The sequence below is a fragment of the Pantoea sp. FN0305 genome, assembly GCF_050113845.1.
GTDB lineage: Bacteria > Pseudomonadota > Gammaproteobacteria > Enterobacterales > Enterobacteriaceae > Mixta > Mixta alhagi.
Genome location: NZ_JBNJSN010000007.1, coordinates 19,272 through 45,595 on the forward strand (window position 1 = coordinate 19,272; position 26,324 = coordinate 45,595).

Here is a 26,324-nt window from a genome sequence, read left to right on the forward strand (position 1 = left end):
ACCGAACCACATTATGGCTGTCAAAAACGCGGCGTTACGCTGAGTTGGCGCATTTTCTGGCGGCTACGTTCCCGACGTCCGCTTTTTTAATGGTTTAAACATTAGGGTAGAGGACATTTGATGGCAGATATTCATCAGCTTTGGGTGGCTGCAATCCTTGGCATTGTTGAAGGATTGACGGAGTTTCTCCCAGTTTCATCCACGGGACATATGATCATTGTTGGGCATCTGCTGGGCTTTGAGGGAGATAAAGCAGAAACGTTTGAAGTGGTGATTCAGCTTGGCTCTATTCTCGCCGTGGTCTTTATGTTCTGGCGTCGGCTGTTCGGCTTAATCGGAATCCATTTCGGCGAAGTTAAGCATGAAGGCGTGGGAACCGGGCATCTCACTTTGATCCACATCCTGCTGGGTATGATTCCGGCGGTTGCTGTCGGCCTGATCTTTCACGATCAAATCAAAACGCTGTTTAACCCTATCAACGTAATGTATGCGTTAATCGTCGGCGGCGTGCTGCTGCTGGTGGCGGAGTTCTTTAAGCCAAAACAGCCAAAAGCGCCGGGTATCGATGATATTACCTATCTGCAGGCATTTATGATTGGCTGCTTTCAATGTCTTGCTCTCTGGCCTGGCTTTTCCCGTTCGGGCGCGACCATTTCCGGTGGGATGCTGATGGGCGTAAGTCGCTATGCGGCTTCTGAATTCTCTTTTATCCTGGCCGTACCGATGATGATGGGCGCCACCGTGCTGGATCTCTATAAAAGCAGAGGGTTCCTGACGATGGATGATCTGCCGATGTTTGCGGTGGGGTTTGTCACCGCCTTTATCGTGGCGTTGATCGCCATCAAACTGTTCCTGCATCTCATCAAACGTATCTCTTTCGTGCCTTTCGCCATCTACCGTTTTATCGTAGCGGCAGCTGTTTATATGGTGTTTGTATAACGCCATCACTAGCACGAAAAAAAGGAGGCGCCTGCGCCTCCTTTTTTATTGCTTAAGCCGGGTGGGCCTGATCCATTTGCCACTGCTGCAGCGCTGCAATGCGACGGCGAGTCAGCTCTTCACGAACCTGCACGCCTTTGAAACCGGACTCTACCACAGCTTTAGTGGGAACAGCCTGTACGATGCGAAACGCCTGATTCAGATACTCTCCCTGCGGATAGGGATTGCTTTCCCATCCGGCACGGCCACGCGCATCCGCCTCGCTGGTTTGCGCCAGCTGGTTAATGCGCTGCGGTTTACGCCAGGCGTCCATGCGATCGAACAGGGCCACCAGCCGCTCCGCCGTCTGGTTTTCAATGGTATGTACTACATCATGAAACTCCGCCACCAGCACGGCCAGATCGCGGATATGATTTGGCACGCGCAAACGACGGCAAATATTCTCTACCAGCGGCACGCCAGCAGGACCGTGGCCCGGATGGCTGGGCCATTTTTCCGGCGGCGTCAGGCCCTTCCCGACATCATGACAAAGCGTGGAAAAACGCACATCCACTTCTGGCGTCAGCTGAGCCGCGATAGCGACAGTCATCAGCGTATGAATGCCGGTATCGATTTCCGGATGCCATTTGGCCGGCGCGGGTACGCCGAAAAGATTGTCGATTTCCGGGAACAAAACCGCCAGCGCGCCGCAGTCACGAAGCACCTGAAAGTAGACGTGCGGATTGGGCGTGGATAACGCATTTTCTGTCTCTTTCCAGACACGCTCGGCGGTCAGGTGGGCCAGCTCGCCGCTGGCGGCCATCGCCCGCATCAACGCCATGGTTTCATCGGCAATGCGAAAGCTTAAGTGTGCGTAGCGGGCGGCGAAGCGCGCTACGCGCAGCACGCGTAGCGGATCTTCAATAAAGGCAGCGGAGACGTGGCGCAGCAGGCGTTTCTCCAGATCTAACCGGCCCTGGTAAGGGTCGATATAATTGCCAGCCTCATCCTGTGCGATCGCATTAATGGTCAGATCGCGCCGTTGCAGATCCTGCTCCAGCGTCACGTCCGGCGCAAACCAGGTGACAAAACCGGTATAGCCGCTGCCCGATTTACGTTCGGTGCGAGCTAAAGCATATTCTTCGCGGCTTGCCGGATGCAAAAAGACCGGAAAATCGCGCCCGACCTGTTGGTAACCCTGCTCCAGCATCATGTCAGGCGTGGCGCCTACTACTACCCAATCTTTGTCTTTGACCGGCAGCTTCAGCAAACCATCACGAACCGCGCCACCGACAAGGTATGTTTTCACTACGGGGTTTCTCCAGAGTTCAGAAAATTAATTATCAGGCGTGCCGGTATCAACCATTCAGACCGGCAAAAAGAGATGTCCAGCAGGAATATTCTGGCACAACAATAGCAGAATTACGGACACGACAGCAGCAGGGCGCGTTATTCACCCTGCTGCGGTTATGGCTGGCAAAAGAAAGCGCGGCGGCTTGCTAGTTCATCCAGCGATTATTTTGTTTGCGACGTGGGATCATATGCGGCAACAGCAGACCCAGCAGCAGGCCTACGCCCGCTACGCCACCGCCATACATAAACCACTGCATAATGATGGTGCGCTGTTTGTCATCAAGCTGCACGTTGGCGGCGTTAACCTTTTTCTGCGCCACGATCAGCTGGTTGCGCAGCTGCTGATTTTCTTCCTTCAGACCGTTAATTACGGTATCGCTGGCCGCTACTTTTTTTTGCATATCCGCCGTGCGCTGGTTCCAGCTTCCGTCGATGTTAGCCAGCTTATCGGTAAGATCTTTTACCTGTTGTTCCAGCTGCGGCACGCGCGTACGCAGGCTGGGTTCGATGCTTAGCTGCGCCAGCGGGATCCAGTTGGTTTTACCCTCTGCGTCGCGAATCTGGCCATACTGAGTCGCGTTATTGGTTTGCAGTAGAGTGACCTGCTCACCCGCGTTGAGTTTGCCAACCAGGCGATATTGATCGCCCGGACCGCTACGAACCCAGGTCGATAATTCATCAGAAATATACCGTTTTTCTTCGGCGTGGGCGGGAGCTGTAACGCTGAAAGCCAGCAAAGTCAGGCCAATAAAGTGTGATTTTTTCATTCGATGTCGTTTTTTCATCTGTTCCGGAAAAATTTTAGGGCACAGTCTGGATAGGCTGCGCAAAAATCTGAATGAGAACTATCCTGGTCTCAGACTGATGCGGCCAGGCTCGCGAAAGCATAATAAAGCAGAGACAGCAGCAGGTTATCTGCATTACTCTTCGGTTTATACCTGATATCTGTGCCAGTGAAAGATTGAATGAAAAATTATGACCATTGAAATCGAGTTAAAGTTCATTGCCACGCCGCAGGCGGCGGATCGCCTGGGTAGCCAGCTGGCTGCCTGGCCTCACCAATACAGTGCCCCGTTGGCCTTGACCAACATCTATTATGAAACGCCGGATAACCAGTTAAGGCGCTGGGATATGGGCCTGCGCATCCGCGGCATCGGCGAAAAATATGAAATGACGCTGAAAGCGGCTGGAAAGACAATCGGCGGTCTGCATCAGCGCCCGGAATACAACGTTGAGCTAACCCAACCCGAACTGGATATCGCACGTCTTCCGGCAGAGATCTGGCCCGAAGAGTGCGATCTCAGTGCCTTGCAGCAGCAACTTAAACCGTTGTTTACCACCCATTTCAACCGCGAACGTTGGCTGGTTACCTATGGAAACAGCCAAATTGAGGTCGCTCTCGATCGCGGCGAGGTGAGCGCAGGTGACCTCAGCGAACCGTTACAAGAGATCGAACTGGAGCTGAAACAGGGCGATCTGGCTGATGTGCTGGCGCTGGCCGCTGAGCTGGGTAAGGCTGAAGGGTTACGGCTCGGCAGCCTGAGCAAAGCGGCGCGCGGCTACTGGCTGGCGCAGGGGAAACCGCAGCAGCCAGTGCGCTCGCTGCCGATCCTGCAGGTGAAACCCAAAGCCACGGTTGAAGAGGGCATGCAGGCAGCATTAACGTTGGCGCTAAAGCAATGGCAGTATCATGAGGAGCTATGGCTGCGCGATGAGCCAGCGGCGCGTGATGCGATTCTGGAAGCGCTGGAAACTGTCCGCCAGGCCTTGTCGCTATTCGGCGCGCTGGTGCCGCGTAAGGCCAGCAATGCGCTGCGTCAAAAACTGACCAGTCTGATTGAAACGCTGGAAAATGAGCAGCCAACAGCGCAAGCCTTTTGTTACCGCCCGCAATGGCTGGATGCCCAATTGACTTTTTCCGGCTGGTTGATTAACGCCGGCTGGCGTCCCTTTATTGAGCCGAAAAACGCCGCGCGCCTTCAGGGTTCTTTTAAGCGCTTCGCTGATATTATGCTGGGACGCGTGACAGCCGATCTGAAAGAAACCTTCATCACGATCCGCCAGCATAACGAGTATCTGGATAAACTGGCGCGTCTGTCGCGCCAGATGCTGGCCGTTCGCCTGCTGGCAGGGGCTTACCCGCAGCATGAGGTAGAAAACTGGCTACAGCCCTGGCAACAGCTGGCGCAGGCGATTCATGCAGATCGCTATCACGAACTGGATATGCTGTGCCGCCAGGCGCTGAGACAGCCCGCATTTTGGCTTAACGGCAACGTCTGATTATTTTCAGGGAGAAGCTATGCTGCCAACCTTAACCGGACCGCTGCCCGAGCTGCTGCAGCAACAGGCAGAGAAAACGGCGGAGCGGCTGGAACGCCCGCTGACCTCACTCACTTTGCAACAGCAGGCGGTGCTGGCCTTCAGCGATTTTATCGTGGATAGCCTGCAACAGCATCCGGAGTGGTGGCAGCAGCTAACGCAGCAGCCCCCGCAGCCGGATGAATGGCAACACTATGCCGACTGGCTCAATGAGCAGTTGCAAACGGTAACGGATGAAGCAGCGCTAATGCGCCAGCTACGTCTGTTCCGACGCTGGATGATGGTCCGTATCGCCTGGATGCAGACCACGGGGGAAAGCGCTACGGAAGCCACGCTTCAACAGTTAAGCGTACTGGCTGAAACGCTGATTGTTGCCGCGCGAGACTGGCTGTGGCAGGCCTGCTGCAAAGATTTCGGCACCCCATGCAACGCGGCGGGTGAACCGCAGCCGCTGCTGATTTTGGGCATGGGGAAATTGGGCGGCGGCGAGCTGAATTTCTCTTCCGATATCGATCTGATTTTTGTCTGGCCGGAAAATGGATCGACCCGTGGCGGACGGCGTGAGCTGGACAACGCACAATTTTTTACCCGTCTGGGCCAGCGCTTAATTAAAGTGCTCGATCAGCCCACGGCGGATGGCTTTGTTTATCGGGTCGATATGCGGCTGCGGCCTTTCGGCGACAGTGGACCGCTGGTGCTTAGCTTCGCGGCGCTGGAGGATTATTACCAGGAACAGGGACGCGACTGGGAACGTTATGCGATGGTGAAGGCGCGGCTGATGGGCAACAGTGAGGATCGCTGGAGCCAGGAGCTGCAGCAGATGCTGCGGCCTTTTATCTATCGCCGCTACATCGATTTCAGCGTTATTCAGTCGTTGCGTAATATGAAAGGCATGATTGCCCGTGAAGTGCGTCGACGCGGCCTGAAAGACAATATCAAACTGGGAGCCGGTGGAATTCGGGAAAGCGAGTTTATCGTACAGGTATTCCAGCTGATTCGCGGCGGACGTGAGCGCACGCTTCAACAACGTTCGCTACTGCCAACGCTTTGCGCCATTGAAGAACTGCATCTATTGACGCAGCCGCAGGTTAGCGCGCTACGTGAAGCCTATCTGTTTTTACGCCGCTTAGAGAACCTGTTACAGAGCATCGCCGATGAGCAAACGCAAACGCTGCCGACAGATGCGTTAAATCAGGCGCGGCTTGCCTGGGCAATGGGCTTTGAATCCTGGACGGCGTTGCATCAGGCGCTGGAAGAGCAGATGGCGCAGGTGCGGCTTATTTTTAATGAGCTGATCGGTGAGGATACGCCGGACAGTGCGGAAGAAAGTGAAAACCAGGGCATGACCGAGCTTTGGCTTGATAAGCTCGAGCAAAGCGATCTGGAAGCTTTGCTGGCCCATCTTGATGAGCCTGGCCGCCAGCATCTTTCACGCACGCTGAATGCGTTTCGTCAGGATGTGGATAAACGCACTATTGGCCCGCGTGGCCGCCTGGCGCTCGATCAGTTGATGCCGCGTTTGCTGCATGAAGTTTGCGCCCGTGCCGATGCGGATATGACTCTGCAGCGGTTGATTCCATTGCTGCTGGGCGTGGTGACGCGAACCACCTATCTTGAATTGCTGACAGAGTCGCCTGGCGCGCTCAAGCAGCTTATCCGGTTGTGCGCCGCCTCGCCAATGATTGCCAGCAAACTGGCTCGCTATCCGCTTCTGCTGGATGAACTGCTCGATCCCGCCACGCTTTATCAGCCCACCGCAACGGATGCCTATCGTGATGAGCTGCGGCAGTATCTGCTGCGTATCCCGGAAGATGATGAAGAGCAGCAACTGGAAGCGCTGCGTCAGTTTAAACAGGTACAGCATCTGCGTATTGCCGCAGCGGATATAGCAGGAACGCTGCCGGTAATGAAAGTAAGCGATCACCTGACCTGGCTGGCCGAGGCGATTATTCAGGCGGTCGTACAGCAGGCGTGGAATATGATGGAGCAGCGCTACGGACGCCCCTCACATTTACAACAGGGCGATCGCGGCTTCGCCGTGGTTGGTTACGGCAAGCTGGGCGGCTGGGAACTGGGCTACAGCTCCGATCTTGATCTGGTGTTTTTGCATGACTGTCCGGCTGATGCGGTTACCGATGGCGAACGCGCTATTGATGGTCGCCAGTTTTACTTACGTCTGGCGCAGCGGATCATGCATCTTTTCAGTACCCGCACCGCATCCGGAATATTGTATGAAGTGGATGCGCGTCTGCGGCCTTCCGGCTCGGCTGGCATGCTGGTAAGCACGCTGGACGCGTTTGAAGAGTATCAGCGTAACGATGCCTGGACGTGGGAGCATCAGGCGCTGGTCAGGGCCCGAATCGTCTATGGCGAACCGGGACTAAGCCAGCGCTTTGAGACAATCCGCCGGGAAACGCTCTGTTTACCGCGCGATGCCGCAACGTTACAAACCGAAGTACGCGAAATGCGTGAAAAAATGTATGCTCACCTGAGTCATAAGCACAAAGGCCGATGGGACATTAAAGCGGATGAGGGCGGCATTACTGATATTGAATTTATTACGCAATATCTGGTGCTGCGCTATGCGGCGCAGGAGCCTAAGCTGACCGGTTGGTCTGATAATGTACGCATCCTGGAACTGCTGGCGCGGCATAACAAAATAACGCCACAGGAAGCGCAAGCGCTTACCCTGGCTTACGTTACGTTGCGTGATGAGCTGCATCATCTGGCGCTGCAGGAGCAGGCGGGGCACGTCGCGATGGAATCTTTTATGCGCGAGCGGCAGACGGTTCAGGAGAGCTGGCAGCGCTGGCTGCAAACCTTGCCAGCTGAGCGCTGAAAGAGGCGCCACTGGCGGCGCAGCGTTTTAACCGAGCTGTGTTATTATCGCGCGCAATATTTTTACTGCAGTCTGGAGTCTCTGTAATGAAAGTGACACTGCCCGAATTTAACCGTGCAGAAGTGCTGGTCGTCGGCGATGTGATGCTGGATCGCTACTGGTATGGTCCTACCAGCCGTATTTCACCGGAAGCGCCGGTGCCGGTAGTGAAAGTGGACAACGTCGAAGAGCGTCCTGGCGGGGCGGCTAACGTAGCGATGAACATCGCCGCGCTGGGTGCGTCGTCGCGTCTTATCGGCCTGACGGGCATTGATGATGCCGCCCGTGCTCTGGGCGTCAGCCTGCAAAACGTCAATGTAAAATGCGATTTTGTGGCGCTGCCAACGCATCCTACTATTACCAAACTGCGTGTTCTTTCCCGGAACCAGCAGCTAATTCGCCTTGATTTTGAAGAGGGATTTGCCGATATCGATCCTGAGCCGCTTCATCAGCGTATTGCTGCGGCGCTGCCACGTTCCGGGGCGCTGGTGCTCTCCGATTACGCTAAAGGGGCGCTGGCCAGCGTGCAGCAGATGATCCAGCTGGCGCGTGCGGCAAACGTGCCGGTGCTGGTGGATCCCAAAGGCACCGATTTTGAACGCTACCGTGGCGCGACGCTGCTGACGCCGAACCTCTCTGAGTTCGAAGCCGTGGTGGGTAAATGTCAGAATGAGGCGCAGATTGTTGAGCGCGGCATGCAGCTGGTGGCGGACTATGAGCTGTCGGCGCTACTGGTAACCCGCTCTGAAAACGGCATGACGCTGTTACAGCCGGGCAAAGCCCCGCTGCATTTACCAACGCAGGCGCAGGAAGTTTATGATGTGACCGGCGCAGGCGATACCGTGATTGGCGTGCTGGCCGCCTCGCTGGCGTCAGGTGACGATCTTGAGGCCGCCTGTTTCCTGGCTAACGCTGCGGCTGGTGTGGTGGTAGGCAAATTGGGTACCTCAACCGTATCGCCCGTTGAGCTGGAAAACGCCATTCATGCACGTCCGGAAAGCGGCTTCGGTATTATGAATGAAGCCCAGCTCAGAGAAGCGGTTGCGTTGGCTCGTCAGCGCGGTGAAAAAGTGGTTATGACCAACGGCGTATTTGACATTCTGCATGCCGGTCACGTCTCCTATTTATCAAATGCGCGTAAGCTGGGCGATCGGCTGATTGTGGCGGTTAACAGCGATGCGTCGACCCGACGCCTGAAAGGCGACAGCCGCCCGGTCAATCCGCTGGAAAATCGCATGATTGTGCTGGGAGCACTGGAGTCGGTCGACTGGGTAGTCTCTTTTGAAGAGGATACGCCGCAACGGCTGATTGCGGGCATTCTGCCCGATCTGCTGGTGAAAGGCGGCGACTATAAGCCAGAAGAGATCGCCGGTAGCGAAGAGGTTTGGGCTAACGGAGGCGAAGTACGCGTGCTGAACTTTGAGGACGGTATTTCAACTACCAATATCATTAAGCGGATTCGTTCCTGAACACGGGCAACAAACAGAACGGCAGGCTAAGAAAGTTTAACCTGCCGGGCTTATTAGCTTTTCGGATCTTCCGTTTTAACCACATCCTCTGACACAGGCGTTGCGGCGGTTGATGTCGGTGTTGCTGCAGGCGTTGCAGCTGATGCCGGCGTTGCAGCAGGGGAAGTTGGCGGCGCAGTAACGGTATTTGTCTGCGTTGCCGGTGTGGAGAACGTATTAGCTGCCGTTGACGGTGTGGCCTGTGCAGGCGTGACCGAAGCGCTGGACGTGGCTGGCGTTGAAGCATTCCCGCTCTGGCTTTCCAGCGCAGCCAGGCGCTGCTCCAGCACCGCCAGCTTTTCACGGGTACGTAGCAGTACCTGCGTCTGCACATCAAACTCTTCGCGGTTTACCAGATCCATACGCGTCAGCTGCGCCTGCAGGACCTGGCGGATTTTCTTCTCAACGTCATCGCCAAATTCGCGAATACCTTTCGGCATTGCTTCATGTACCTGACGAGCAAGTTGTTCAATTTTTTTCGGGTCAATCATGGCCGTTTCCTGGTCGCAACAAAGTTAACTTAAGTGTAATCCCTGTCTGGAAAAGGATAAACCTAAAATGGCATTTGCCTGCACAGCATAAGCATATGCTGCTATTGTGCGTTGCCGGAGAAGATGTTTGGCGCTATAGTAAATTCGCTTATTCTCAGGGCGGGGCGAAATTCCCCACCGGCGGTAAATCAGCATTCGCTGAAAGCCCGCGAGCGCTTCCCGTTTTGCGACGGAAAGGTCAGCAGATCCGGTGTAATTCCGGGGCCGACGGTTAAAGTCCGGATGGGAGAGGATAACGGTTCTGTCGAGCCCAGGCTCGCCGCGCGTTATTTTTATGCACTCCTCAAGCACGCCCTGATTCTGGTAACCACAATATTGATAAGGTTTATTTACCATGAATCAGACGCTACTTTCTGAATTTGGCACGCCGGAACAGCGTGTAGAACGCGCCATCGCCGCTTTGCGCGAAGGGCGCGGTGTAATGGTGCTGGATGACGAAAATCGTGAAAATGAAGCTGACATGATTTTCGCCGCTGAAACCATGACCGTTGAGCAAATGGCTTTAACCATTCGTCACGGCAGCGGCATTGTCTGCCTGTGCATCACTGAGCAGCAACGCCAGCAGCTGGATCTGCCGATGATGGTAGAGAACAATACCAGCTCTTTTGGCACCGGCTTTACCGTTACCATCGAGGCTGCTCAGGGCGTAACCACTGGCGTTTCTGCCCAGGATCGCCTGACCACCATCCGTACCGCTATCGCCGATAATGCCCGTCCCAGCGATTTAAATCGTCCGGGCCATGTCTTCCCTCTGCGCGCGCGCGACGGCGGCGTATTGACCCGTGGCGGTCATACTGAGGCGACGATCGATTTGGTTTCACTGGCAGGGTTTAAACCGGCCGGCGTGCTGTGTGAGCTGACCAACGACGATGGCACCATGGCTCATGCGCCAGAGGCTATTGTCTTCGCCAAACAGCATAATATGCCACTGGTAACGATTGAAGATCTGATCGCTTATCGACGCAATCAGGAAACGCGCCAGGCAAGCTAAAATGCGCTGCTGCTGATAACAATAAAAAAGCCGGGATAATCCCGGCTTTTTTTATCGCTTTGCATAGAAGATATGATTGCCAATGGCTGCCGTTTGCGCGAATGCGCTGCTCCAGGCGGGCGTTACCGTTTGATTATGATAGTAGGTTGCGCCATTAGTCACATCAGAAAGCTCGCCGTTAACAATCTGGTGAGCTATCTGTTGTGCCCGCTGCCAGCTTTTATCTTCTTTGGCTGGATAGCTGAACGCGTTATTTTTTAAGTGAGTCCATGAAAACTGTTTTGGTGCGTAAACAACCGGACAGATTTGCGTAACGTCCCAGTTAGCCCGATTCATCGTTACCGATGCGACGGCGATTTGTCCTTTTAGCGGTTCCCCGCGTGCTTCGTGATATATATTCATAGCCAGACAAAGAATGGCACCCTGAACCAGCATAGTAATTCCGTCATTAAGCAGAGATGACGGGAGTTTACGAAGCGGTAAAAAGTAAAAACAGCAGACAGGTCTTGAAAATCCCCTGTTTGCGATAAGTTATTGATATATAGATGCCTGTATGAATATTTTCAGATAAATAGCATTAGCCAATCCCGCTGCTTTGTAGCAATGTCAGGCTAAAACCCATCACCGTCATGCCGCATAAAACGCCATAGCTTGGGTTACTGTGTGGATCAATATCACGCGCCAGCGGCATGAGTTCATCAACAGAAAGCGCAACCATAATACCGGCCACGGCAGCCATAATTGCCGCAATCAACACCGGTGAAATCGCCGGGCCGAGCAGCAAGAATGCCAGTACGCCGCCAAGAATTTCCGCCATACCGGAAATACAGGCCCAGAAGAGGGCGCGCGCTTTCGAACCGGTGGCGGCATACATGGGACCGGCAACCGCCAGACCTTCCGGAATATTGTGAATGGCTACCGCTAAGGCAATGCCCAGCCCCAGTTCTAAATCACTGCTGGCAGTAACAAAAGTAGCAATCCCCTCAGGGAAGTTATGTAAACTGATCCCCAGCGTCAGTAAAATCGCCGTACGTCGCAGGCTGCGTGGCGGCTGGTTAGGCACCATTAAATCCTGCGGATGCTGATGGGGCAGCAGGCGATCGAGAGCAAAGTAACCGAGCAGGCCCAGCAGAAACATTCCGTAGCCTAATAGCGGCGACATACCTGGCGTATGCAGGGCGGCAGGCAGCATTTCCATCAGAGAAATTAACAACATAATGCCTGCGGCAAATCCCAGCGCAAATGCCAGCATACGGTTGGATGGTTTCTGGCCTATTACGCCTAAAAACGCGCCGACAAAAGTCGCAGCGCCAGCCAAAATAGTCAGAAGTAACGGAACCGACATTACAGACCCTCGAATGATAATAATTCTTATTAAGACTATTTAAATTTAGACAAAAAGCGAGAGGGGATTAGGTAAAGTTTTGTCTGACTGACGCTCAAAAAATTTGAATGTTGATTAAAGGACATCGTTATGGGTGTGCTGAGCATGTTATCCGTACAGATAGAGTAAACCCGAAGAGTAATAAGAGCAGCCGTGGGCTGCCCGTTTCCGTTAATCGATAAAAGCGTGCGGATAGAAACGCGACAGATCCTGCGTGATTAACGCTCGATCCTCACGTACACCAATACCCGCTGCCTGATCGTCCACCAGCCAGCTGCCGATCAACGCGTAGCTGTCGCCAAACTGCGCCAGCGGATGGAACTGCTGCACGATCATGCCTTCTTCGCCATAAGGACCATCAACGCGTGCGATTTCCTGTCCTTTTTCCACAATACGGATATTCGCGCCTTCACGAGAAAACAGCGGCTTCACCACATATTTTTCCATGGCGGGCACATTGTCTTCAGCAAAGTAGGCTGGCAGCAGGTTAGGGTGATTGGGGAACATCTGCCAGAGCATAGGCAGCAGCGCTTTATTCGAAAGAATGCTCTTCCAGGCTGGTTCCAGCCAACGCACGCCAGCATCATTCAGCTTGGTTGAGAAGATCTCGCGCAGCATAAATTCCCACGGATAGAGCTTAAACAGGTTACTGATGACCTGATCGTTGAGATCGGTAAACTGACCCCGCTCGCCCAGCCCAATATCATCAATAAACAAGAATTCGCTCGGCAATCCCGCCTCGCTGGCGCAATCCTGCAGATACTGTACCGTGCCGCGATCTTCAATGCTGTCCCGATAGCAGGTAAAGTGCAGCAGACTAAAACCATGCTGCTGATGCAGTGCGGCGAAACGCGCAATCAATTTTTCCTGCAGGCTGTTGAACTGATCGCTGCCTGCCGGCAAATTGCCCGCTTTCAGCTGATCTTCCAGCCAGAGCCACTGAAAGAAAGCGGCTTCATACAGCGATGTTGGCGTATCGGCATTGTTTTCTAATAGCATGGCGTCGCCGCTGCCGTCCCAGGCCAAATCGAGACGTGAATAGAGCGAAGGCTGCGACGTTTTCCACGAAGTGCGAACAAAATCCCACGTATGTTTAGGAATACGGAATTTAGCCAGCAGCTCTTCGCTGTTAACCACTTTATCCACCACCTGCAAACACATCTGATGCAGTTCAGCGGTGGTTTCTTCCAGATAATCAACCTGCGCCAACGTAAACTGGTAATAAGCATCCTCGCACCAGTACGGCTCGTCATACATGGTATGAAAACCAAAGCCGTATTCGGTGGCGCGGGCGCGCCAGTCAGGACGTTCGGCAATAGCAATACGTTTCATAGGGCGCGTTAGCCCCCCAGCGAGCGGTTGCTGGTGCCGGTCGCGCTGCTGCGCTGCATGCTGGTCTGCTTCGCTACGGTCTCACCAAAGCCGCCGCGCGTAACGGTGCTGGTGGTGGCTGGTTTCGGCGCCAGCGCCGTTTTCGGCACGGTCATGGTGCGGCCTGGCGTCGCGGTGCCATAGTTTCGGCCGCTGGCGTCAACGAACTTACCGTTCATCGGGCTAGCGGGATTTTTCGAGCTAAACAGCGGCTGCGCGGCAAACCCTGCGCCGCCGCCCATCATGCGGCCCATCATATAACCTGCCATCAACGGCATCCAGAAACTGCCGCTTTGATGCGCTTCTGCATTGGTGCCAGCCTGAGCCGGAGCCTGCTGGCACTGAGCTTCGCCAAATTCGGCTACGCAATCTTCACGCGAGGCATATTTAGGCGCGGTTTTTTCCGCCTCTTTCAGCGCGTTATTGTAAGCGGTGGTGCACTGTTCGCTCTGGCCCGGATTGGCTTTAGTACAGTCGTCGGCGTTTTGATAAAGCGAAACCGTTTCGTCTGCTTGTTCACAGCCGGCCAGCATAAAAACGGCGGTGACAGCCAACGCCACCGGCGTCAGGTGACGAGCGCGCCAACTCTTACGGAAAGCGTCGCGATTGATATTTTTTGTCCGTTTCATGGGGATAGTCCTCTGCCCAAAGGTAGCGCAAAGGATAGGTGAAACCGGTCTAAAAATGAAGCAACACACAGCGCTGTGTCTGTATATTTACTTAGCTATACGTTCAAATGCGAGAAAGGATTAAAAGCGGAAGGAAACAGCTGCAAACGCGGTGTTACGGCCACGAAATTCATGAACTTCGTGGCCTGGTTTTTAACTTAATGGCTAAACGGATTACCGTTCTGACGCGCTGCGGCAGGGCGCGCTGCAGCAGCGGCGTTGGTGCCGCTCTGGCTGGCTGCTGCCTGCATCCCGGTTCCCCGATCGGCGGCTGCATCCTGCTGTGCATTTTCTGGCGCTACCGTTTCAGGCGACGTTGGAATTTCTTTGCCCAGGCTGGCATTAAGCTCAGACAGATCCTGTTCGTTCAGCGTACCCAGCGCAGATTTGATGTTCAGCTGATTGATCAGGTAATCGTAACGGGCATCAGAAAGCTGCTGTTTGGCGTTGTACAGCGTCGTGGTGGCATTCAGCACGTCAACAATAGTACGTGTACCAACCTGATAGCCCGCTTCCATCGCATCCAGAGAGCTTTGAGCGGAAACCACTGCCTGCTTGTAAGCTTCAATGCTGCTGATAGAGGCGTTCACGTTATTAAAGGAGGAGCGCACGGTTTGTACCGTAGAGCGATGCGCACTTTCCAGCTGCTCGCTGGCGCTGACGAAGGCGTACTGCGCCTGTTTCACCTGCGAAGTCACCGCGCCGCCGCTATACAACGGTAGATTAAAGCTCAGGCCAACCTGATTACTGCCGGTGATATTGTCGTTTTGTGTGGCGCGGCTGCCGCCATATTTATTGTTGGACAGGCCGGTAGAAGCGTTTAAACCCAGCGTCGGCATATGTCCCGATTCACTATAGCGGATCTGCTCACGCGCCAGATCCTGCGACAGGCGTGCGGATAACAGGCTCAGGTTGCGGCTTTCCGCCTCTTTCAGCAGCACGCTGACCGGCTGCGGCCTATTCGTACGGAAACGATCGATATTCAGCGAGGCCAGAGTTGGATAGTAGTTGCCCGTCACCTGACGCAGGGTTTCTACCGCGTTATCCAGCTCGTTGCGTGCCGAAACTTCATTCGCCAGCACGTTGTCATACTGCGCACGGGCGTTTTGTACGTCAGTGATAGCGACCAGCCCCACATTAAAGCGCTGCGTGGTCTGATCAAGCTGACGATAAATAGACTGTTTCTGCGCTTCAATATAGGAAAGCGCATCGATTGCGCGCAGTACATTGAAATAGGCCGTTGCCGTGTTCAGCATCAGATTCTGCTGCGCCGTCTGATAGGTAACGTCCTGCACGCCCGCTGTTTTTTCCTGGATTGTCAGCAAACGCCATTTACCCATATCAAAGAGGATTTGCGTTAACTGCAAAGATCCGCTGGTGGTATTGGAATGAGTATCACGCGCGTCGCGGTAGCCGCTGTTATAGGTATAATCAACGCCAAGCCCTAACTGAGGCAGCAACGGACTACGGGCTTCGTTAATCTTTTCAAATGCCGCATCACGGTCCGCCGCAGAGCTGCGCAAATCAGGGTTAGTCAGACGAGCCTGTTGGTAAATCTGCAGCAGGTTCTCCGCCTGACTCGCCACGCTGAAGCCGCCCAGGCTCAGGCCAATAAGTAAAGAGAGCAGTTTCTTCATTTGCATTCCTTGTAGTGCAGCAAAGTTGCTATGGTAGCGCTGACATAAGCTAAAAAATATGCGCTGATTCTAGCAGAGTGTGCCAGAGTGGTAAGTTGGCTGAACGTGCCATCTTCCGTTAATTTACGTAAATAATTCAGAAAGAACCACCCTTGCGGACGGCGTCTGGTTGAAACCGTTTACCGCATCCCCCACTGTAAAGGACACCGGTTTTATGGTTAAAAACACAAAATCCCCTGTGACTTTCAGCAAAAAAGATGTAGAAATTATTGCACGCGAGCCACTGTATGAAGGTTTTTTTTCTTTAGTTCGCTATCGCTTCCGTCACCGCCTGTTTAACGGTGAAATGAGCAAAGAAGTCGTGCGCGAAGTTTTTGAGCGCGGACATGCCGCAGTCCTGCTACCCTATGATCCCCAGCGTGATGAAGTGGTGCTGATCGAACAGATCCGCATTCCCGCTTATGATACCAGCTCAACGCCCTGGCTACTGGAATTAGTGGCCGGCATTATTGAGCCTGGCGAAAACGTTGAGCAGGTCGTGCGTCGCGAGGCGATGGAAGAAGCGGGTCTGACGGTTAAACGTGTAGAGCCAGTGATTAACTACCTGGCCAGTCCGGGCGGTACCAGCGAGCGCCTGTCGGTGCTGGTGGGAGAAGTGGATGCCAGCGTGGCGCAAGGATGCCACGGTCTGGAGGAAGAGAATGAGGATATTCTTGTTCATGTGGTAAGCCGCGAACAGGCTTACCGCTGGGTGGAAGAGGGGAAAATTGATAACGCGGCCTCCGTCATCGCCCTGCAATGGCTGATGCTGCACTATGAGAAATTGCGAAAAGAGTGGAATCCAACATGATCAAGCGCTACGTCCCTGATTTTCCCGAAATGATGCGGTTGAGCGAAACCAACTTCGCCCAGTTGCGTCGTCTGCTGCCGCGTGATGACGAAGCGGGGGCCTCGGTGACCTATCAGGTAAACGGCGCCAGCTACAGCATTACCATTAGTGAATCTACGCGCTACACCACACTGGTTGAGATTCGTCAGACCGCGCCTGCCGTTAGCTACTGGAGTCTGCCTTCAATGTCTGTCAGGCTATATCACGATGCGATGGTTGCTGAAGTGTGTTCAACGCAGCAGATCTATCGTTTCAAAGCGCGTTATGATTACCCAAATAAAAAATTGCACCAGCGTGATGAAAAGCATCAAATCAACCAGTTTCTTGCAGACTGGCTGCGTTATTGTCTGTCGCACGGAGCCATGGCCGTCCCGGCCTGGTAAGCCGCAATAACCTTGATATGGCGTGGAGATTAAGGACATTTTTTGGATAGCCTGCTAAAACTTCCTGTGGTGAGTGGGGCCAATATCAGGATATTACAAATCACGGATACCCACCTTTTTTCAGGCAAAAATGAAACGCTGCTGGGCGTTAATACCTGGGCCAGTTTTAATGCGGTGCTGGAAGCCATTGAGGCCGAGCAGCAGCCGATCGACCTGATCATCGCCACCGGCGATCTGGCGCAGGATCACTCGCCTGAAGCCTATCAGCACTTTGCTGAGGGTATCGCGCGCCTGCCTGCTCCTTGCGTCTGGCTGCCGGGCAATCACGATTTTCAGCCCACCATGTACGATACGCTGGCACAATCAGGCATTGCTGAAGCGAAGCAGGTGTTGCTGGGCGAGCACTGGCAACTGGTGCTGCTCGACAGCCAGGTCGCAGGCGTGCCGCACGGTATGCTCAGCGACTATCAGCTTGAATGGCTGGATAAAACCCTGGCGCAGACGCCTGAACGCCATACGCTGGTGCTGCTGCATCACCATCCGCTGCCGTCGGGCTGCACCTGGCTGGATCAGCATAGCCTGCGGAATTCACACGCTCTTGATGCCGTTCTTCAGCACTGGCCGCTGGCAAAGACACTGATTTGCGGGCATATCCATCAGGAGATGGATGTGGAGTGGCATGGCAGGCGCCTGTTAGCCACGCCTTCAACCTGCGTGCAGTTCAAGCCGCACTGCACCAACTTTACCATTGATGCCGTCGCGCCGGGCTGGCGCTGGCTGGAGCTGGGCGACAGCGGCGTGGTGCAAACGCAGGTTCAGCGTCTCTCAACGCGCGCTTTTACGCCCGATCTCGATTCCGAAGGTTACTAAGCATGGCGACGCTGCTCTATCTGCATGGGTTTAATAGCTCTCCCGCTTCAGCGAAAGCGACGCAGCTGCAACGCTGGCTGACAATGCATCATCCGCAGATAACCATGCTGGTGCCGCAGCTGCCTGCCTTTCCGGGCGAGGCGGCGCAGATGCTGGAAGAGATGGTGATGGCGCGCGCCGGCGAACCGCTGGGTATTGTTGGCTCATCGCTTGGTGGTTATTACGCCACCTGGCTGTCGCAGTGTTTTACCTTACCGGCAGTGGTGATCAACCCGGCGGTGCGTCCTTACGAGCTATTGCTCAATTATCTTGGTGCCAACGAGAATCCATACACCGGTCAAAAATATGTGTTAGAGTCTCGCCACATTTACGATCTGAAGGTCATGCAGATTGACCCGCTTGAGTCGCCAGATTTGCTTTGGCTACTGCAGCAGACGGGTGATGAGGTGCTCGATTATCGTCAGGCACTGGATTACTACCAGGCCTGTCGCCAGACGGTCGAAGAGGGCGGTAATCACGCCTTCACTGGATTCGAACGCTTTTTCCCTTCGATTCTTGACTTTATCGGTCTGAATCGCGCCTGATGCCGCAGGATCGTATAACTCTTTTTTCACCCACCAATTCAGAACGATACGATGACTCAATCCAGCTATAACGCTAAAGACATTGAGGTACTCAGCGGCCTCGAACCCGTTCGTCGTCGTCCGGGAATGTACACCGATACCTCGCGCCCTAACCATCTGGGTCAGGAAGTTATCGATAACAGTGTTGATGAAGCGTTGGCCGGCCATGCAAAACGCGTGGAAGTAATCCTGCACGCCGATCAGTCACTGGAAGTGATCGATGACGGACGCGGTATGCCGGTTGATATTCACCCCGAAGAGGGCGTTCCGGCGGTTGAGCTGATCTTCTGCCGCCTGCATGCTGGCGGTAAATTCTCCAACAAAAACTACCAGTTTTCCGGTGGTCTGCACGGCGTCGGGATTTCCGTGGTCAATGCCCTGTCGACACGTGTCGAAGTCACAGTACGACGCAACGGCGAAGTGTACGAAATGGCCTTTGAAAACGGCGATAAAGTACAGGAACTGACCGTTACCGGTACGGTCGCCAAGCGCAATACCGGGACGCGCGTGCATTTCTGGCCCGACGGCAGTTTCTTTGACAGTCCGCGCTTTTCCGTTTCGCGTCTGTCGCATCTGCTGAAAGCGAAAGCGGTGCTTTGCCCGGGCGTTGAGATCGTTTTCAAAGATAAGGTCAATAATACCGAGCAGAGCTGGTGCTATCAGGATGGCCTCACCGATTATCTGAGCGAGGCGGTAAACGGCCTGATTACGCTACCGGAAGCGCCGTTTGTCGGCAGTTTTTCGGGCGATGTCGAAGCGGTGGACTGGGCGTTGCTGTGGCTGCCGGAAGGCGGCGAGCTATTAACGGAAAGCTATGTCAACCTGATCCCCACCATGCAGGGCGGCACGCACGTTAACGGTTTGCGTCAGGGACTGCTTGATGCGATGCGCGATTTTTGCGAATACCGCAATATTCTGCCGCGCGGCGTGAAGCTGTCGGCGGAAGATATTTGGGATCGCTGCGCTTACGTGCTGTCAGTGAAAATGCAGGATCCGCAATTTGCCGGTCAGACCAAAGAGCGCCTCTCTTCACGTCAGTGCGCTGCGTTTGTTTCCGGCGTGGTTAAGGATGCTTTCAGCCTGTGGCTGAACCAGAACGTGCAGGCGGCAGAGCAGCTGGCAGAGCTGGCGATCTCCAGCGCCCAGCGCCGTATGCGCGCCGCCAAAAAAGTGGTGCGTAAAAAACTGACCAGTGGCCCGGCGTTGCCCGGTAAGCTGGCCGACTGTACCGCGCAGGATTTAAGTAAAACCGAGCTGTTTCTGGTGGAAGGGGATTCCGCAGGCGGATCCGCCAAGCAGGCGCGCGATCGCGAATATCAGGCGATTATGCCGCTGAAAGGGAAGATCCTGAATACCTGGGAAGTCTCCTCGGATGAAGTGTTAGCCTCACAGGAAGTGCATGATATTTCTGTTGCCATCGGTATCGATCCGGACAGCGAAGATCTCACCCAATTGCGCTACGGCAAAATCTGTATCCTTGCGGATGCGGACTCCGACGGCCTGCATATCGCCACGCTGCTGTGCGCGCTGTTTGTTAAACACTTCCGCTCGCTGGTGAAAGGCGGCCATGTTTATGTGGCGATGCCGCCGCTATACCGCATCGATTTGGGTAAAGAGGTGTGGTACGCGCTGGATGAGGAAGAGAAGGATGGCATTCTCGAACAGCTGAAGCGTAAAAAAGGCAAGCCAAACGTCCAGCGCTTTAAAGGGTTGGGCGAAATGAACCCGATGCAGCTGCGCGAAACCACGCTCGATCCCAATACGCGTCGCCTGGTTCAGCTTACGATAGATGAAGAGGACATTGAACAGACGCTGGCGATGATGGATATGCTGCTGGCGAAAAAGCGTTCTGAAGATCGTCGTAACTGGCTGCAGGAGAAAGGCGATAAGGCAGAGATCGAAGTGTAACTTCGCGCTGTTCACTGCTGCCAGCCGGCGATAAAAACCCGCCCGGGCATCTTGCGATGGCCGGGCGGTTTTCATTTGGGCTGGGCTATTTTATATCCTGCTTACAGAACGTCAGGCTCTGTCACAGCGCCCGCCGGTTTTTCCATCACAAAGATCTTCACATCCAGTACATCGTCTTTAATACGTTCGCGATGGGCTTCCATATGCGCCTGCTGCTGATGCTGCTCCAGATGGCGCAGCGACTCCCAATATTCCAGCATAAAAATGGAGTTGGGCAGATTCTGCTTCCACGGCACCTGCGCCTGATGATCGACCAGCGCCTGATATTTACGACAGCCTTCTTCCCCTAAAACGATCGGCGTCAGATCATCAATGGCCGCCAGTACCGCTTCCCGACGGCCCGGCTTAACGCAAATTTCAGCTACAACTGTCAGCATAATAGATCCCTGGTAAGTGTTTCAGAGCTTTAAGTTAAGCAAAGATCTTAGCGAGGTGCTCACGATAGCGTTCAATATCACGCGGCACGTCAGGTTGTTTGATCACGTCATTACAGATAAAGGTCGGCAGGCCTTCCATCCCCAGGAACTGGTTAGCCTTATGGAAATGGAGGTAAAGCCCGTCCACGCCAACGCCTTCAAAGAACTGCTGCGGATCGATAAAGGCTTCCAGCGGCGCGTTCCAGGTTAACGACAGCATATATTTCTTGCCCTGCAGCAAGCCGCCGGAACCATATTTTTTGCTGGCGTCAGAGCGGGTGCGGCCATCGCTGGCATAAAGCGAACCATGACCTTCGGTAAAGACTTCATCGATATATTTTTTCAGGATCCACGGCTCGCCCATCCACCAGCCCGGCATCTGATAAATCACCACATCATTAGCAAGGTACTTCTGCACTTCCTGCTGAATATCGTAGCCATCATCAATGCGCGTTACCTGCACTTCGTGGCCCTGATCGCGTAAGAAGGTCTCTGCCACTTCAGTCATGGTATGGTTCAGTTCACCCCTGGAATGGGCAAATTCTTTACCCGCATCAAGAATCAAAATCTTGCTCATTATCGTTGTCGCTCCGTTGAAATTTCTGGAGCCAGTTTACGTGCGGCACAGGCAAAGAAAAATGTACGATTGATCATAACACTTTTGCGTATAGCGCAATAATCCGCAAAGAATGTGAAACAAAATTGGCTGAATCCCGCTGGCGGTTCGCGCTCCAGAATGCGCTGTTGCAGCCGCGACTAAACTGTGACATCGCCGCATCAGATAAGGTACTATCCTCGCCAAACAGATCGCCACGCGGCGCGCTGATGCCCGCCGCAACGTGAGGAATCATAATGAGTGACTTGACGCAGGATGGTGCAGAGCGTCTTGCCCTGCATAAATTTACTGAGAATGCATACCTGAACTATTCCATGTACGTCATCATGGACAGGGCGCTTCCCTATATTGGCGATGGCCTGAAGCCGGTGCAGCGCCGTATCGTCTATGCGATGTCGGAGCTGGGCCTGAACGCCAGCGCAAAATTCAAAAAATCGGCGCGTACCGTGGGTGACGTGCTGGGTAAATACCATCCGCACGGCGACAGCGCCTGTTACGAAGCGATGGTATTGATGGCACAACCGTTCTCCTATCGCTATCCGCTGGTGGATGGACAGGGTAACTGGGGTGCGCCGGATGACCCGAAATCCTTCGCCGCCATGCGTTACACCGAATCACGCCTGTCGCGCTACGCTGAAGTACTCCTGGGCGAGCTGGGGCAGGGCACGGTTGATTTTGTGCCTAACTTCGACGGCACGTTAAACGAGCCGAAAATGCTGCCGGCGCGTCTGCCAAATATTCTGCTGAACGGCACCACCGGTATTGCCGTGGGTATGGCGACCGATATTCCGCCGCATAACCTGCGTGAAGTGGCGCAGGCCACCATTGCGCTGATTGATAATCCCAAAACCAGTCTCGACGATCTGCTGGATATCGTACAGGGCCCCGATTTTCCGACCGAAGCGGAGATTATCACGCCACGCGCCGAGATCCGTAAGATCTACCAGAACGGGCGCGGATCGGTACGCCAGCGTGCGGTATGGAAAAAAGAAGATGGCGAAGTGGTGATCACCGCGCTGCCGCATCAGGTTTCCGGCGCGCGCGTGCTGGAGCAGATCGCCGCGCAGATGCGCAATAAAAAGCTGCCGATGGTCGAGGATCTGCGTGATGAGTCCGATCACGAGAACCCAACGCGTCTGGTGCTGGTGCCGCGCTCAAACCGTGTCGATCTTGAGCAGGTCATGAACCATCTGTTTGCTACCACCGATCTGGAAAAAAGCTACCGCATCAACCTGAACATGATCGGGCTGGATAACCGTCCGGCGGTGAAAAACCTGCTGGAGATCCTCAGCGAATGGCTGGTGTTCCGACGCGATACGGTACGCCGCCGTCTGCAGTATCGCCTTGATAAAGTGATGAAACGGCTGCATATCCTTGAAGGTCTGCTGGTCGCTTTCCTTAATATTGACGAAGTGATCGAGATCATCCGCAGCGAAGATCAGCCGAAGCCGGTGCTGATGTCGCGTTTCGATATCAGTGAAACCCAGGCGGAAGCGATCCTTGAATTAAAGCTGCGCCATCTGGCGAAGCTGGAAGAGATGAAAATTCGCGGCGAGCAGAGCGAGCTGGAAAAAGAGCGCGATCAACTCCAGGCCACGCTGGCTTCAGAACGCCGTATGAATACGCTGTTGAAGAAAGAACTGCAGGCCGATAGCGAAGCCTATGGCGATGAACGCCGTTCGCCGCTGCATGAGCGTGAAGAGGCGAAAGCGATCAGTGAGAACGAGCTGGTGCCTTCTGAACCGGTTACCGTTGTGCTGTCGCAAATGGGCTGGGTACGCAGTGCCAAAGGGCATGACATCGATCCTGCCGGACTGAGCTATAAGGCTGGCGACAGCTATCTGGCCGCCGCCCGTGGTAAAAGCAATCAGCCGGTGGCCTTTATCGATTCCACTGGCCGCAGCTATACGTTGGATCCCTCTACGCTGCCTTCAGCGCGCAGCCAGGGCGAGCCGCTCACCGGCAAGCTCACGCCGCCGCCGGGCGCGGTAATGGAACAGGTGCTGATGGAGGCGGACGATCAGCGACTGCTGATGGCCTCTGATGCGGGTTATGGTTTTGTCTGCACCTTTGCCGATCTGGTATCACGCAACCGCGCCGGTAAAGCGCTGCTGACGCTGCCGGAAAACGCCAAAGTAATGACGCCGATGGCGATTTACAGCGATGACGATATGCTGCTGGCGATCACTGCGGCTGGCCGTATGCTGATGTTCCCGGTAGGCGATCTGCCGCAGCTGTCCAAAGGCAAGGGGAATAAGATCATCTCTATTCCGTCGGCGCAGGCCAGCAGCGGCGAAGACCGTCTTGCCTGGCTCTACCTGTTACCACCAGGCAGCGCCATCACGCTCTATGTCGGCAAACGTAAGCTGACGCTGCGTCCGGAAGAGCTACAGAAATTCCGCGCCGAGCGCGGGCGTCGCGGCACGCTGCTGCCGCGTGGCCTGCAGCGTATCGACCGCGTTGAGGTGGATGCGCCGGCTCGCGTCGTTTCGGACGATAGCGAAGCCTGATAGCGCAGGGAAACCGGAGGCGACGCCCGTTAATCATGCGGCGCTCCGGTGTAATACCGGTGTGTTTTCATATAAAGCCGGTATACTTAGGCGGGAGCCACAATGAGGTCGTTATGCTGCTAATTTTACGTGTCTTTTTGGTTGTTATTTATTCAATTCTGGTTTGTGTATTTGGCTGCATCTGGTGCCTGTTTTCTCCGCGTAATCCGCGCCATGTCGCCACGTTTGGCCATCTGTTTGGCGCGCTGGCGCCGCTGTTTGGCGTCAAGGTTGAGATGCGTAAGCCTGAAGGGGCTGAAAATTACGGCAATGCAATCTACATTGCCAACCATCAGAACAACTACGACATGATTACCGCGGCGAATATCGTGCAGCCATCTACAGTTACCGTAGGCAAAAAAAGTCTGCTCTGGATCCCTTTCTTTGGCCTGCTTTACTGGCTGACGGGGAACCTGCTGATTGACCGCGATAATCGCGCCAGGGCGCATACCACCATTGGCAAGGTGGTGAATGAGTTTAAAAGAAAGCGCATCTCTTTTTGGATGTTCCCGGAAGGGACCCGCAGTCGTGGACGCGGGCTGTTGCCGTTTAAAACCGGTGCTTTCCATGCCGCCGTTGCCGCAGGCGTACCGATTATCCCGATTGTGGTCTCGACAACGCATAACAAGATTAAACTCAACCGCTGGAAAAACGGCCTGGTGATTATCGAAATGCTGCCACCGGTAGATGTTGCCGCCTTTGAGAAAGAGTCGGTGCGTAAGCTGGCTACACACTGTCGTGAACTGATGCAGGCCAAGCTTAACGAGCTGGATGCTGAAGTTGCCGAGCGGGAAGCCAGCGGCAAGATATAATTCATACGGGCCACAGCCGTGGCCCCACAGCAATTCCTGAACAACAATAAAAAACGGACCGCGTCAGCCAGGCACCGCGCGCACCGCTATGGAGTCGTTATGTCTTTCAGTCGACGTCAATTTCTACAGGCTTCGGGCATAGCCCTGTGCGCGGGCGCGTTGCCAGTTAGCGCGCGAGCAGCAGGCAATGAAACGCCATTACCGATCCCGCCGCTGCTGGAATCACGCCGGGGGCAGCCGCTGTTTCTTACGGCGCAGCGCAGCCACTGGTCTTTTTCCGGCGATAATAACAAGGTGCCGGTATGGGGTATCAATGGTCTCTATCTGGGGCCAACGGTGCGCGTCTGGAGCGGTGATGACGTTAAGCTGATTTACAATAATCGGCTAAATGAGCCGGTCGCGATGAGCGTCAGCGGCCTGCTGGTGCCGGGCGCGCTGAGCGGCGGAGCGCCGCGGATGATATCGCCGGGCGTGGACTGGGCACCGGTGCTGCCGGTGCGCCAGCGCGCCGCCACCTGCTGGTATCATGCCAGCACGCCGAACCGGATGGCACAGCATGTCTATAACGGTCTGGCGGGCATGTGGCTGATTGAGGACGAGGTGAGCAAATCGCTCCCTATTCCCAAACACTACGGCGTGGATGATTTTCCGCTGATTATTCAGGACAAACGCCTCGATAACTTTGGCGCGCCGGTCTATAACCCACCGGAAAACGGCGGGCTGATGGGCGATACGCTGCTGGTTAACGGCGTCCAGAACCCATTTGTTGAAGTATCGCGCGGCTGGGTGCGTCTGCGGTTGCTGAACGCCTCTAACGCCCGCCGTTATGAGATGGTCCTCAGTGATAATCGTCCTTTCCATGTGATTGCCAGCGATCAGGGCTTTTTGCCAGCGCCGGTGGCGGTGCAACAGCTTTCACTGGCACCCGGTGAGCGACGTGAAGTGCTGCTGGATATGTCGCAGGGTGAGGAAGTTTCCATCACCGCAGGCGTGGCGGCGGGCGTTATGGATCGGTTGCGCGGCCTGTTTGAACCCTCCAGTATTTTAACCTCCACGCTGATTTTAACCCTGCGGCCTACCGGCCTGTTGCCGCTGGTAACGGATAATCTGCCTATGCGTCTGCTGGCCGATCAACTGCTCGACGGTACGCCGATTCGCACCCGAGAACTGCGTCTGGGCGATGCGCAGCCGGGTATTAACGGCGCGCTGTGGGATATGTCGCGTATTGATATTCAGGCGCAGCAGGGCAGCTACGAACGCTGGATCGTCCATGCCGATACGCCGCAGGCGTTCCATATTCAGGGCGTAACCTTCTTAGTGAAAAGCGTCAATGGCGCGCAGCCGTTCGGCGAAGATCGCGGCTGGAAAGATACCGTTTGGGTGGATGGCGAAGTAGAACTGCTGGTGGCTTATAATCAGCCTTCGTCTGAACATTTCCCGTTTGTGTATTACAGCCAGACGCTGGAGATGGCGGATCGCGGTACGGCGGGGCAGCTGCTGGTGCAGCCGAGTCAGGTTGGCTAAGCGCATATCTGCATAGCCTGTTGGATTTTAAAAGCGCGTTAAGAAGCACTCAGCACTACAGGTGAACGCCCTCTAAAGCGATGCCTGAAGCCAAAG

The 26,324-nt window shown here is 54.7% G+C and carries 24 protein-coding genes and 1 riboswitch; of the genes, 13 read left to right on the forward strand and 11 right to left on the reverse strand.

Annotated elements, in window-relative coordinates; genetic code table 11:
- The first annotated feature begins 120 nt into the window (after nucleotides 1-120).
- Entirely contained in the window at nucleotides 121-939 is an 819-nt protein-coding gene (gene bacA / locus ACQE3Y_RS14420) for an undecaprenyl-diphosphate phosphatase (protein ID WP_426981957.1), read from the forward strand.
- A 52-nt stretch (nucleotides 940-991) separates the two neighbouring features.
- Here bacA and ACQE3Y_RS14425 read toward each other — a convergent pair whose 3' ends face one another.
- Both ACQE3Y_RS14425 and ACQE3Y_RS14430 read right to left on the reverse strand, forming a co-directional pair.
- On the reverse strand, nucleotides 992-2,227 hold the full coding sequence (locus ACQE3Y_RS14425) for a multifunctional CCA addition/repair protein (RefSeq protein WP_426973475.1): 1,236 nt from the start codon (nucleotides 2,225-2,227) through the stop codon (nucleotides 992-994).
- Nucleotides 2,228-2,417: 190 nt separating this feature from the next.
- Nucleotides 2,418-3,038 (reverse strand): TIGR04211 family SH3 domain-containing protein, encoded by a 621-nt coding sequence (locus tag ACQE3Y_RS14430; RefSeq protein WP_085070024.1) that lies wholly within the window; start codon nucleotides 3,036-3,038, stop codon nucleotides 2,418-2,420.
- Between the two features lie 208 nt (nucleotides 3,039-3,246).
- On the opposite strand from ACQE3Y_RS14430, the gene ACQE3Y_RS14435 reads away from it, so the two are divergent.
- The 3 genes from ACQE3Y_RS14435 to hldE all read left to right on the forward strand — a co-directional run bounded on the left by ACQE3Y_RS14435 (nucleotide 3,247) and on the right by hldE (nucleotide 8,937).
- Nucleotides 3,247-4,551 (forward strand): inorganic triphosphatase, encoded by a 1,305-nt coding sequence (locus ACQE3Y_RS14435; RefSeq protein ID WP_426973477.1) that lies wholly within the window; start codon nucleotides 3,247-3,249, stop codon nucleotides 4,549-4,551.
- Nucleotides 4,552-4,570: 19 nt separating this feature from the next.
- Complete coding sequence (glnE, locus tag ACQE3Y_RS14440) at nucleotides 4,571-7,429, forward strand: bifunctional [glutamate--ammonia ligase]-adenylyl-L-tyrosine phosphorylase/[glutamate--ammonia-ligase] adenylyltransferase (protein WP_426981958.1); 2,859 nt, start codon at nucleotides 4,571-4,573, stop codon at nucleotides 7,427-7,429.
- A gap of 86 nt (nucleotides 7,430-7,515) precedes the next feature.
- Nucleotides 7,516-8,937: a bifunctional D-glycero-beta-D-manno-heptose-7-phosphate kinase/D-glycero-beta-D-manno-heptose 1-phosphate adenylyltransferase HldE gene (hldE, locus tag ACQE3Y_RS14445; RefSeq protein WP_426973480.1), complete on the forward strand. Its 1,422-nt coding sequence runs from the start codon at nucleotides 7,516-7,518 to the stop codon at nucleotides 8,935-8,937.
- Nucleotides 8,938-8,990: 53 nt separating this feature from the next.
- Here hldE and ubiK read toward each other — a convergent pair whose 3' ends face one another.
- A complete protein-coding gene (gene ubiK, locus ACQE3Y_RS14450) occupies nucleotides 8,991-9,467 on the reverse strand; it encodes a ubiquinone biosynthesis accessory factor UbiK (protein WP_426973482.1) in 477 nt (158 codons plus the stop codon).
- A 146-nt stretch (nucleotides 9,468-9,613) separates the two neighbouring features.
- Nucleotides 9,614-9,765, forward strand: a riboswitch (FMN riboswitch).
- A 96-nt stretch (nucleotides 9,766-9,861) separates the two neighbouring features.
- Here ubiK and ribB point away from each other — a divergent pair.
- On the forward strand, nucleotides 9,862-10,518 hold the full coding sequence (gene ribB, locus ACQE3Y_RS14455) for a 3,4-dihydroxy-2-butanone-4-phosphate synthase (protein ID WP_250650902.1): 657 nt from the start codon (nucleotides 9,862-9,864) through the stop codon (nucleotides 10,516-10,518).
- Between the two features lie 51 nt (nucleotides 10,519-10,569).
- On the opposite strand, the gene ACQE3Y_RS14460 is transcribed toward ribB, so the two are convergent.
- The 5 genes from ACQE3Y_RS14460 to tolC all read right to left on the reverse strand — a co-directional run bounded on the left by ACQE3Y_RS14460 (nucleotide 10,570) and on the right by tolC (nucleotide 15,578).
- The gene (locus tag ACQE3Y_RS14460) at nucleotides 10,570-10,953 is read right to left on the reverse strand and encodes a cell wall hydrolase (protein ID WP_426973484.1); all 384 of its coding nucleotides are present in this window, start codon (nucleotides 10,951-10,953) and stop codon (nucleotides 10,570-10,572) included.
- Nucleotides 10,954-11,095: 142 nt separating this feature from the next.
- The gene (gene zupT / locus ACQE3Y_RS14465; protein WP_426973485.1) at nucleotides 11,096-11,863 is read right to left on the reverse strand and encodes a zinc transporter ZupT; all 768 of its coding nucleotides are present in this window, start codon (nucleotides 11,861-11,863) and stop codon (nucleotides 11,096-11,098) included.
- A gap of 210 nt (nucleotides 11,864-12,073) precedes the next feature.
- Complete coding sequence (locus ACQE3Y_RS14470; protein ID WP_426981959.1) at nucleotides 12,074-13,234, reverse strand: glutathionylspermidine synthase family protein; 1,161 nt, start codon at nucleotides 13,232-13,234, stop codon at nucleotides 12,074-12,076.
- Between the two features lie 8 nt (nucleotides 13,235-13,242).
- On the reverse strand, nucleotides 13,243-13,902 hold the full coding sequence (locus tag ACQE3Y_RS14475; RefSeq protein WP_085070042.1) for a DUF1190 family protein: 660 nt from the start codon (nucleotides 13,900-13,902) through the stop codon (nucleotides 13,243-13,245).
- 197 nt (nucleotides 13,903-14,099) lie between these two features.
- On the reverse strand, nucleotides 14,100-15,578 hold the full coding sequence (gene tolC, locus ACQE3Y_RS14480; RefSeq protein WP_426981960.1) for an outer membrane channel protein TolC: 1,479 nt from the start codon (nucleotides 15,576-15,578) through the stop codon (nucleotides 14,100-14,102).
- A 214-nt stretch (nucleotides 15,579-15,792) separates the two neighbouring features.
- Here tolC and nudF point away from each other — a divergent pair, with 214 nt between their 5' ends.
- Genes nudF through parE form a run of 5 tightly spaced genes read left to right on the forward strand, consistent with a single transcriptional unit; the run spans nucleotide 15,793 to nucleotide 20,251 of the window.
- Nucleotides 15,793-16,428, forward strand: a complete 636-nt coding sequence (nudF, locus tag ACQE3Y_RS14485; RefSeq protein WP_250650896.1) for an ADP-ribose diphosphatase — start codon at nucleotides 15,793-15,795, stop codon at nucleotides 16,426-16,428.
- The gene (locus tag ACQE3Y_RS14490) at nucleotides 16,425-16,850 is read left to right on the forward strand and encodes a DUF1249 family protein (RefSeq protein ID WP_426973488.1); all 426 of its coding nucleotides are present in this window, start codon (nucleotides 16,425-16,427) and stop codon (nucleotides 16,848-16,850) included. The genes nudF and ACQE3Y_RS14490 overlap by 4 nt, the downstream gene beginning before the upstream one ends.
- A 42-nt stretch (nucleotides 16,851-16,892) precedes the next feature.
- Nucleotides 16,893-17,720: a 3',5'-cyclic-AMP phosphodiesterase gene (gene cpdA, locus ACQE3Y_RS14495; protein ID WP_426973489.1), complete on the forward strand. Its 828-nt coding sequence runs from the start codon at nucleotides 16,893-16,895 to the stop codon at nucleotides 17,718-17,720.
- 2 nt (nucleotides 17,721-17,722) lie between these two features.
- Entirely contained in the window at nucleotides 17,723-18,304 is a 582-nt protein-coding gene (gene yqiA / locus ACQE3Y_RS14500) for an esterase YqiA (protein ID WP_250650893.1), read from the forward strand.
- A gap of 51 nt (nucleotides 18,305-18,355) precedes the next feature.
- Nucleotides 18,356-20,251: a DNA topoisomerase IV subunit B gene (gene parE, locus ACQE3Y_RS14505; RefSeq protein ID WP_250650892.1), complete on the forward strand. Its 1,896-nt coding sequence runs from the start codon at nucleotides 18,356-18,358 to the stop codon at nucleotides 20,249-20,251.
- 101 nt (nucleotides 20,252-20,352) lie between these two features.
- On the opposite strand, the gene ACQE3Y_RS14510 is transcribed toward parE, so the two are convergent.
- The 3 genes from ACQE3Y_RS14510 to ACQE3Y_RS14520 form a co-directional block, all read right to left on the reverse strand.
- Entirely contained in the window at nucleotides 20,353-20,688 is a 336-nt protein-coding gene (locus tag ACQE3Y_RS14510) for a putative quinol monooxygenase (RefSeq protein ID WP_426973491.1), read from the reverse strand.
- 34 nt (nucleotides 20,689-20,722) lie between these two features.
- The gene (locus ACQE3Y_RS14515; protein ID WP_426973492.1) at nucleotides 20,723-21,304 is read right to left on the reverse strand and encodes an NAD(P)H-dependent oxidoreductase; all 582 of its coding nucleotides are present in this window, start codon (nucleotides 21,302-21,304) and stop codon (nucleotides 20,723-20,725) included.
- 73 nt (nucleotides 21,305-21,377) lie between these two features.
- The gene (locus tag ACQE3Y_RS14520) at nucleotides 21,378-21,578 is read right to left on the reverse strand and encodes a hypothetical protein (protein ID WP_426981961.1); all 201 of its coding nucleotides are present in this window, start codon (nucleotides 21,576-21,578) and stop codon (nucleotides 21,378-21,380) included.
- A gap of 1 nt (nucleotide 21,579) precedes the next feature.
- Here ACQE3Y_RS14520 and parC point away from each other — a divergent pair, with 1 nt between their 5' ends.
- The 3 genes from parC (at nucleotide 21,580) to ftsP (ending at nucleotide 26,228) form a co-directional block, all read left to right on the forward strand.
- The gene (parC, locus tag ACQE3Y_RS14525; RefSeq protein ID WP_426973493.1) at nucleotides 21,580-23,853 is read left to right on the forward strand and encodes a DNA topoisomerase IV subunit A; all 2,274 of its coding nucleotides are present in this window, start codon (nucleotides 21,580-21,582) and stop codon (nucleotides 23,851-23,853) included.
- A 113-nt stretch (nucleotides 23,854-23,966) separates the two neighbouring features.
- Nucleotides 23,967-24,704, forward strand: coding sequence for a 1-acylglycerol-3-phosphate O-acyltransferase (locus tag ACQE3Y_RS14530; RefSeq protein WP_426973495.1), 738 nt, complete (start codon nucleotides 23,967-23,969; stop codon nucleotides 24,702-24,704).
- Between the two features lie 99 nt (nucleotides 24,705-24,803).
- Entirely contained in the window at nucleotides 24,804-26,228 is a 1,425-nt protein-coding gene (gene ftsP / locus ACQE3Y_RS14535) for a cell division protein FtsP (RefSeq protein WP_426973496.1), read from the forward strand.
- The last annotated feature ends 96 nt before the right edge of the window (nucleotides 26,229-26,324 follow it).

Coding starts and splice junctions, on each gene's coding strand:
- bacA (WP_426981957.1), top strand. CDS start 121: ATGGCAGATATTCATCAGCTTTGGGTGGCTGCAATCCTTGGCATTGTT.
- ACQE3Y_RS14430 (WP_085070024.1), bottom strand. CDS start 3,038: ATGAAAAAATCACACTTTATTGGCCTGACTTTGCTGGCTTTCAGCGTT.
- ACQE3Y_RS14435 (WP_426973477.1), top strand. CDS start 3,247: ATGACCATTGAAATCGAGTTAAAGTTCATTGCCACGCCGCAGGCGGCG.
- glnE (WP_426981958.1), top strand. CDS start 4,571: ATGCTGCCAACCTTAACCGGACCGCTGCCCGAGCTGCTGCAGCAACAG.
- hldE (WP_426973480.1), top strand. CDS start 7,516: ATGAAAGTGACACTGCCCGAATTTAACCGTGCAGAAGTGCTGGTCGTC.
- ubiK (WP_426973482.1), bottom strand. CDS start 9,467: ATGATTGACCCGAAAAAAATTGAACAACTTGCTCGTCAGGTACATGAA.
- ribB (WP_250650902.1), top strand. CDS start 9,862: ATGAATCAGACGCTACTTTCTGAATTTGGCACGCCGGAACAGCGTGTA.
- ACQE3Y_RS14460 (WP_426973484.1), bottom strand. CDS start 10,953: ATGCTGGTTCAGGGTGCCATTCTTTGTCTGGCTATGAATATATATCAC.
- zupT (WP_426973485.1), bottom strand. CDS start 11,863: ATGTCGGTTCCGTTACTTCTGACTATTTTGGCTGGCGCTGCGACTTTT.
- ACQE3Y_RS14470 (WP_426981959.1), bottom strand. CDS start 13,234: ATGAAACGTATTGCTATTGCCGAACGTCCTGACTGGCGCGCCCGCGCC.
- ACQE3Y_RS14475 (WP_085070042.1), bottom strand. CDS start 13,902: ATGAAACGGACAAAAAATATCAATCGCGACGCTTTCCGTAAGAGTTGG.
- tolC (WP_426981960.1), bottom strand. CDS start 15,578: ATGAAGAAACTGCTCTCTTTACTTATTGGCCTGAGCCTGGGCGGCTTC.
- nudF (WP_250650896.1), top strand. CDS start 15,793: ATGGTTAAAAACACAAAATCCCCTGTGACTTTCAGCAAAAAAGATGTA.
- ACQE3Y_RS14490 (WP_426973488.1), top strand. CDS start 16,425: ATGATCAAGCGCTACGTCCCTGATTTTCCCGAAATGATGCGGTTGAGC.
- yqiA (WP_250650893.1), top strand. CDS start 17,723: ATGGCGACGCTGCTCTATCTGCATGGGTTTAATAGCTCTCCCGCTTCA.
- parE (WP_250650892.1), top strand. CDS start 18,356: ATGACTCAATCCAGCTATAACGCTAAAGACATTGAGGTACTCAGCGGC.
- ACQE3Y_RS14510 (WP_426973491.1), bottom strand. CDS start 20,688: ATGCTGACAGTTGTAGCTGAAATTTGCGTTAAGCCGGGCCGTCGGGAA.
- ACQE3Y_RS14515 (WP_426973492.1), bottom strand. CDS start 21,304: ATGAGCAAGATTTTGATTCTTGATGCGGGTAAAGAATTTGCCCATTCC.
- ACQE3Y_RS14520 (WP_426981961.1), bottom strand. CDS start 21,578: ATGATTCCTCACGTTGCGGCGGGCATCAGCGCGCCGCGTGGCGATCTG.
- parC (WP_426973493.1), top strand. CDS start 21,580: ATGAGTGACTTGACGCAGGATGGTGCAGAGCGTCTTGCCCTGCATAAA.
- ACQE3Y_RS14530 (WP_426973495.1), top strand. CDS start 23,967: ATGCTGCTAATTTTACGTGTCTTTTTGGTTGTTATTTATTCAATTCTG.
- ftsP (WP_426973496.1), top strand. CDS start 24,804: ATGTCTTTCAGTCGACGTCAATTTCTACAGGCTTCGGGCATAGCCCTG.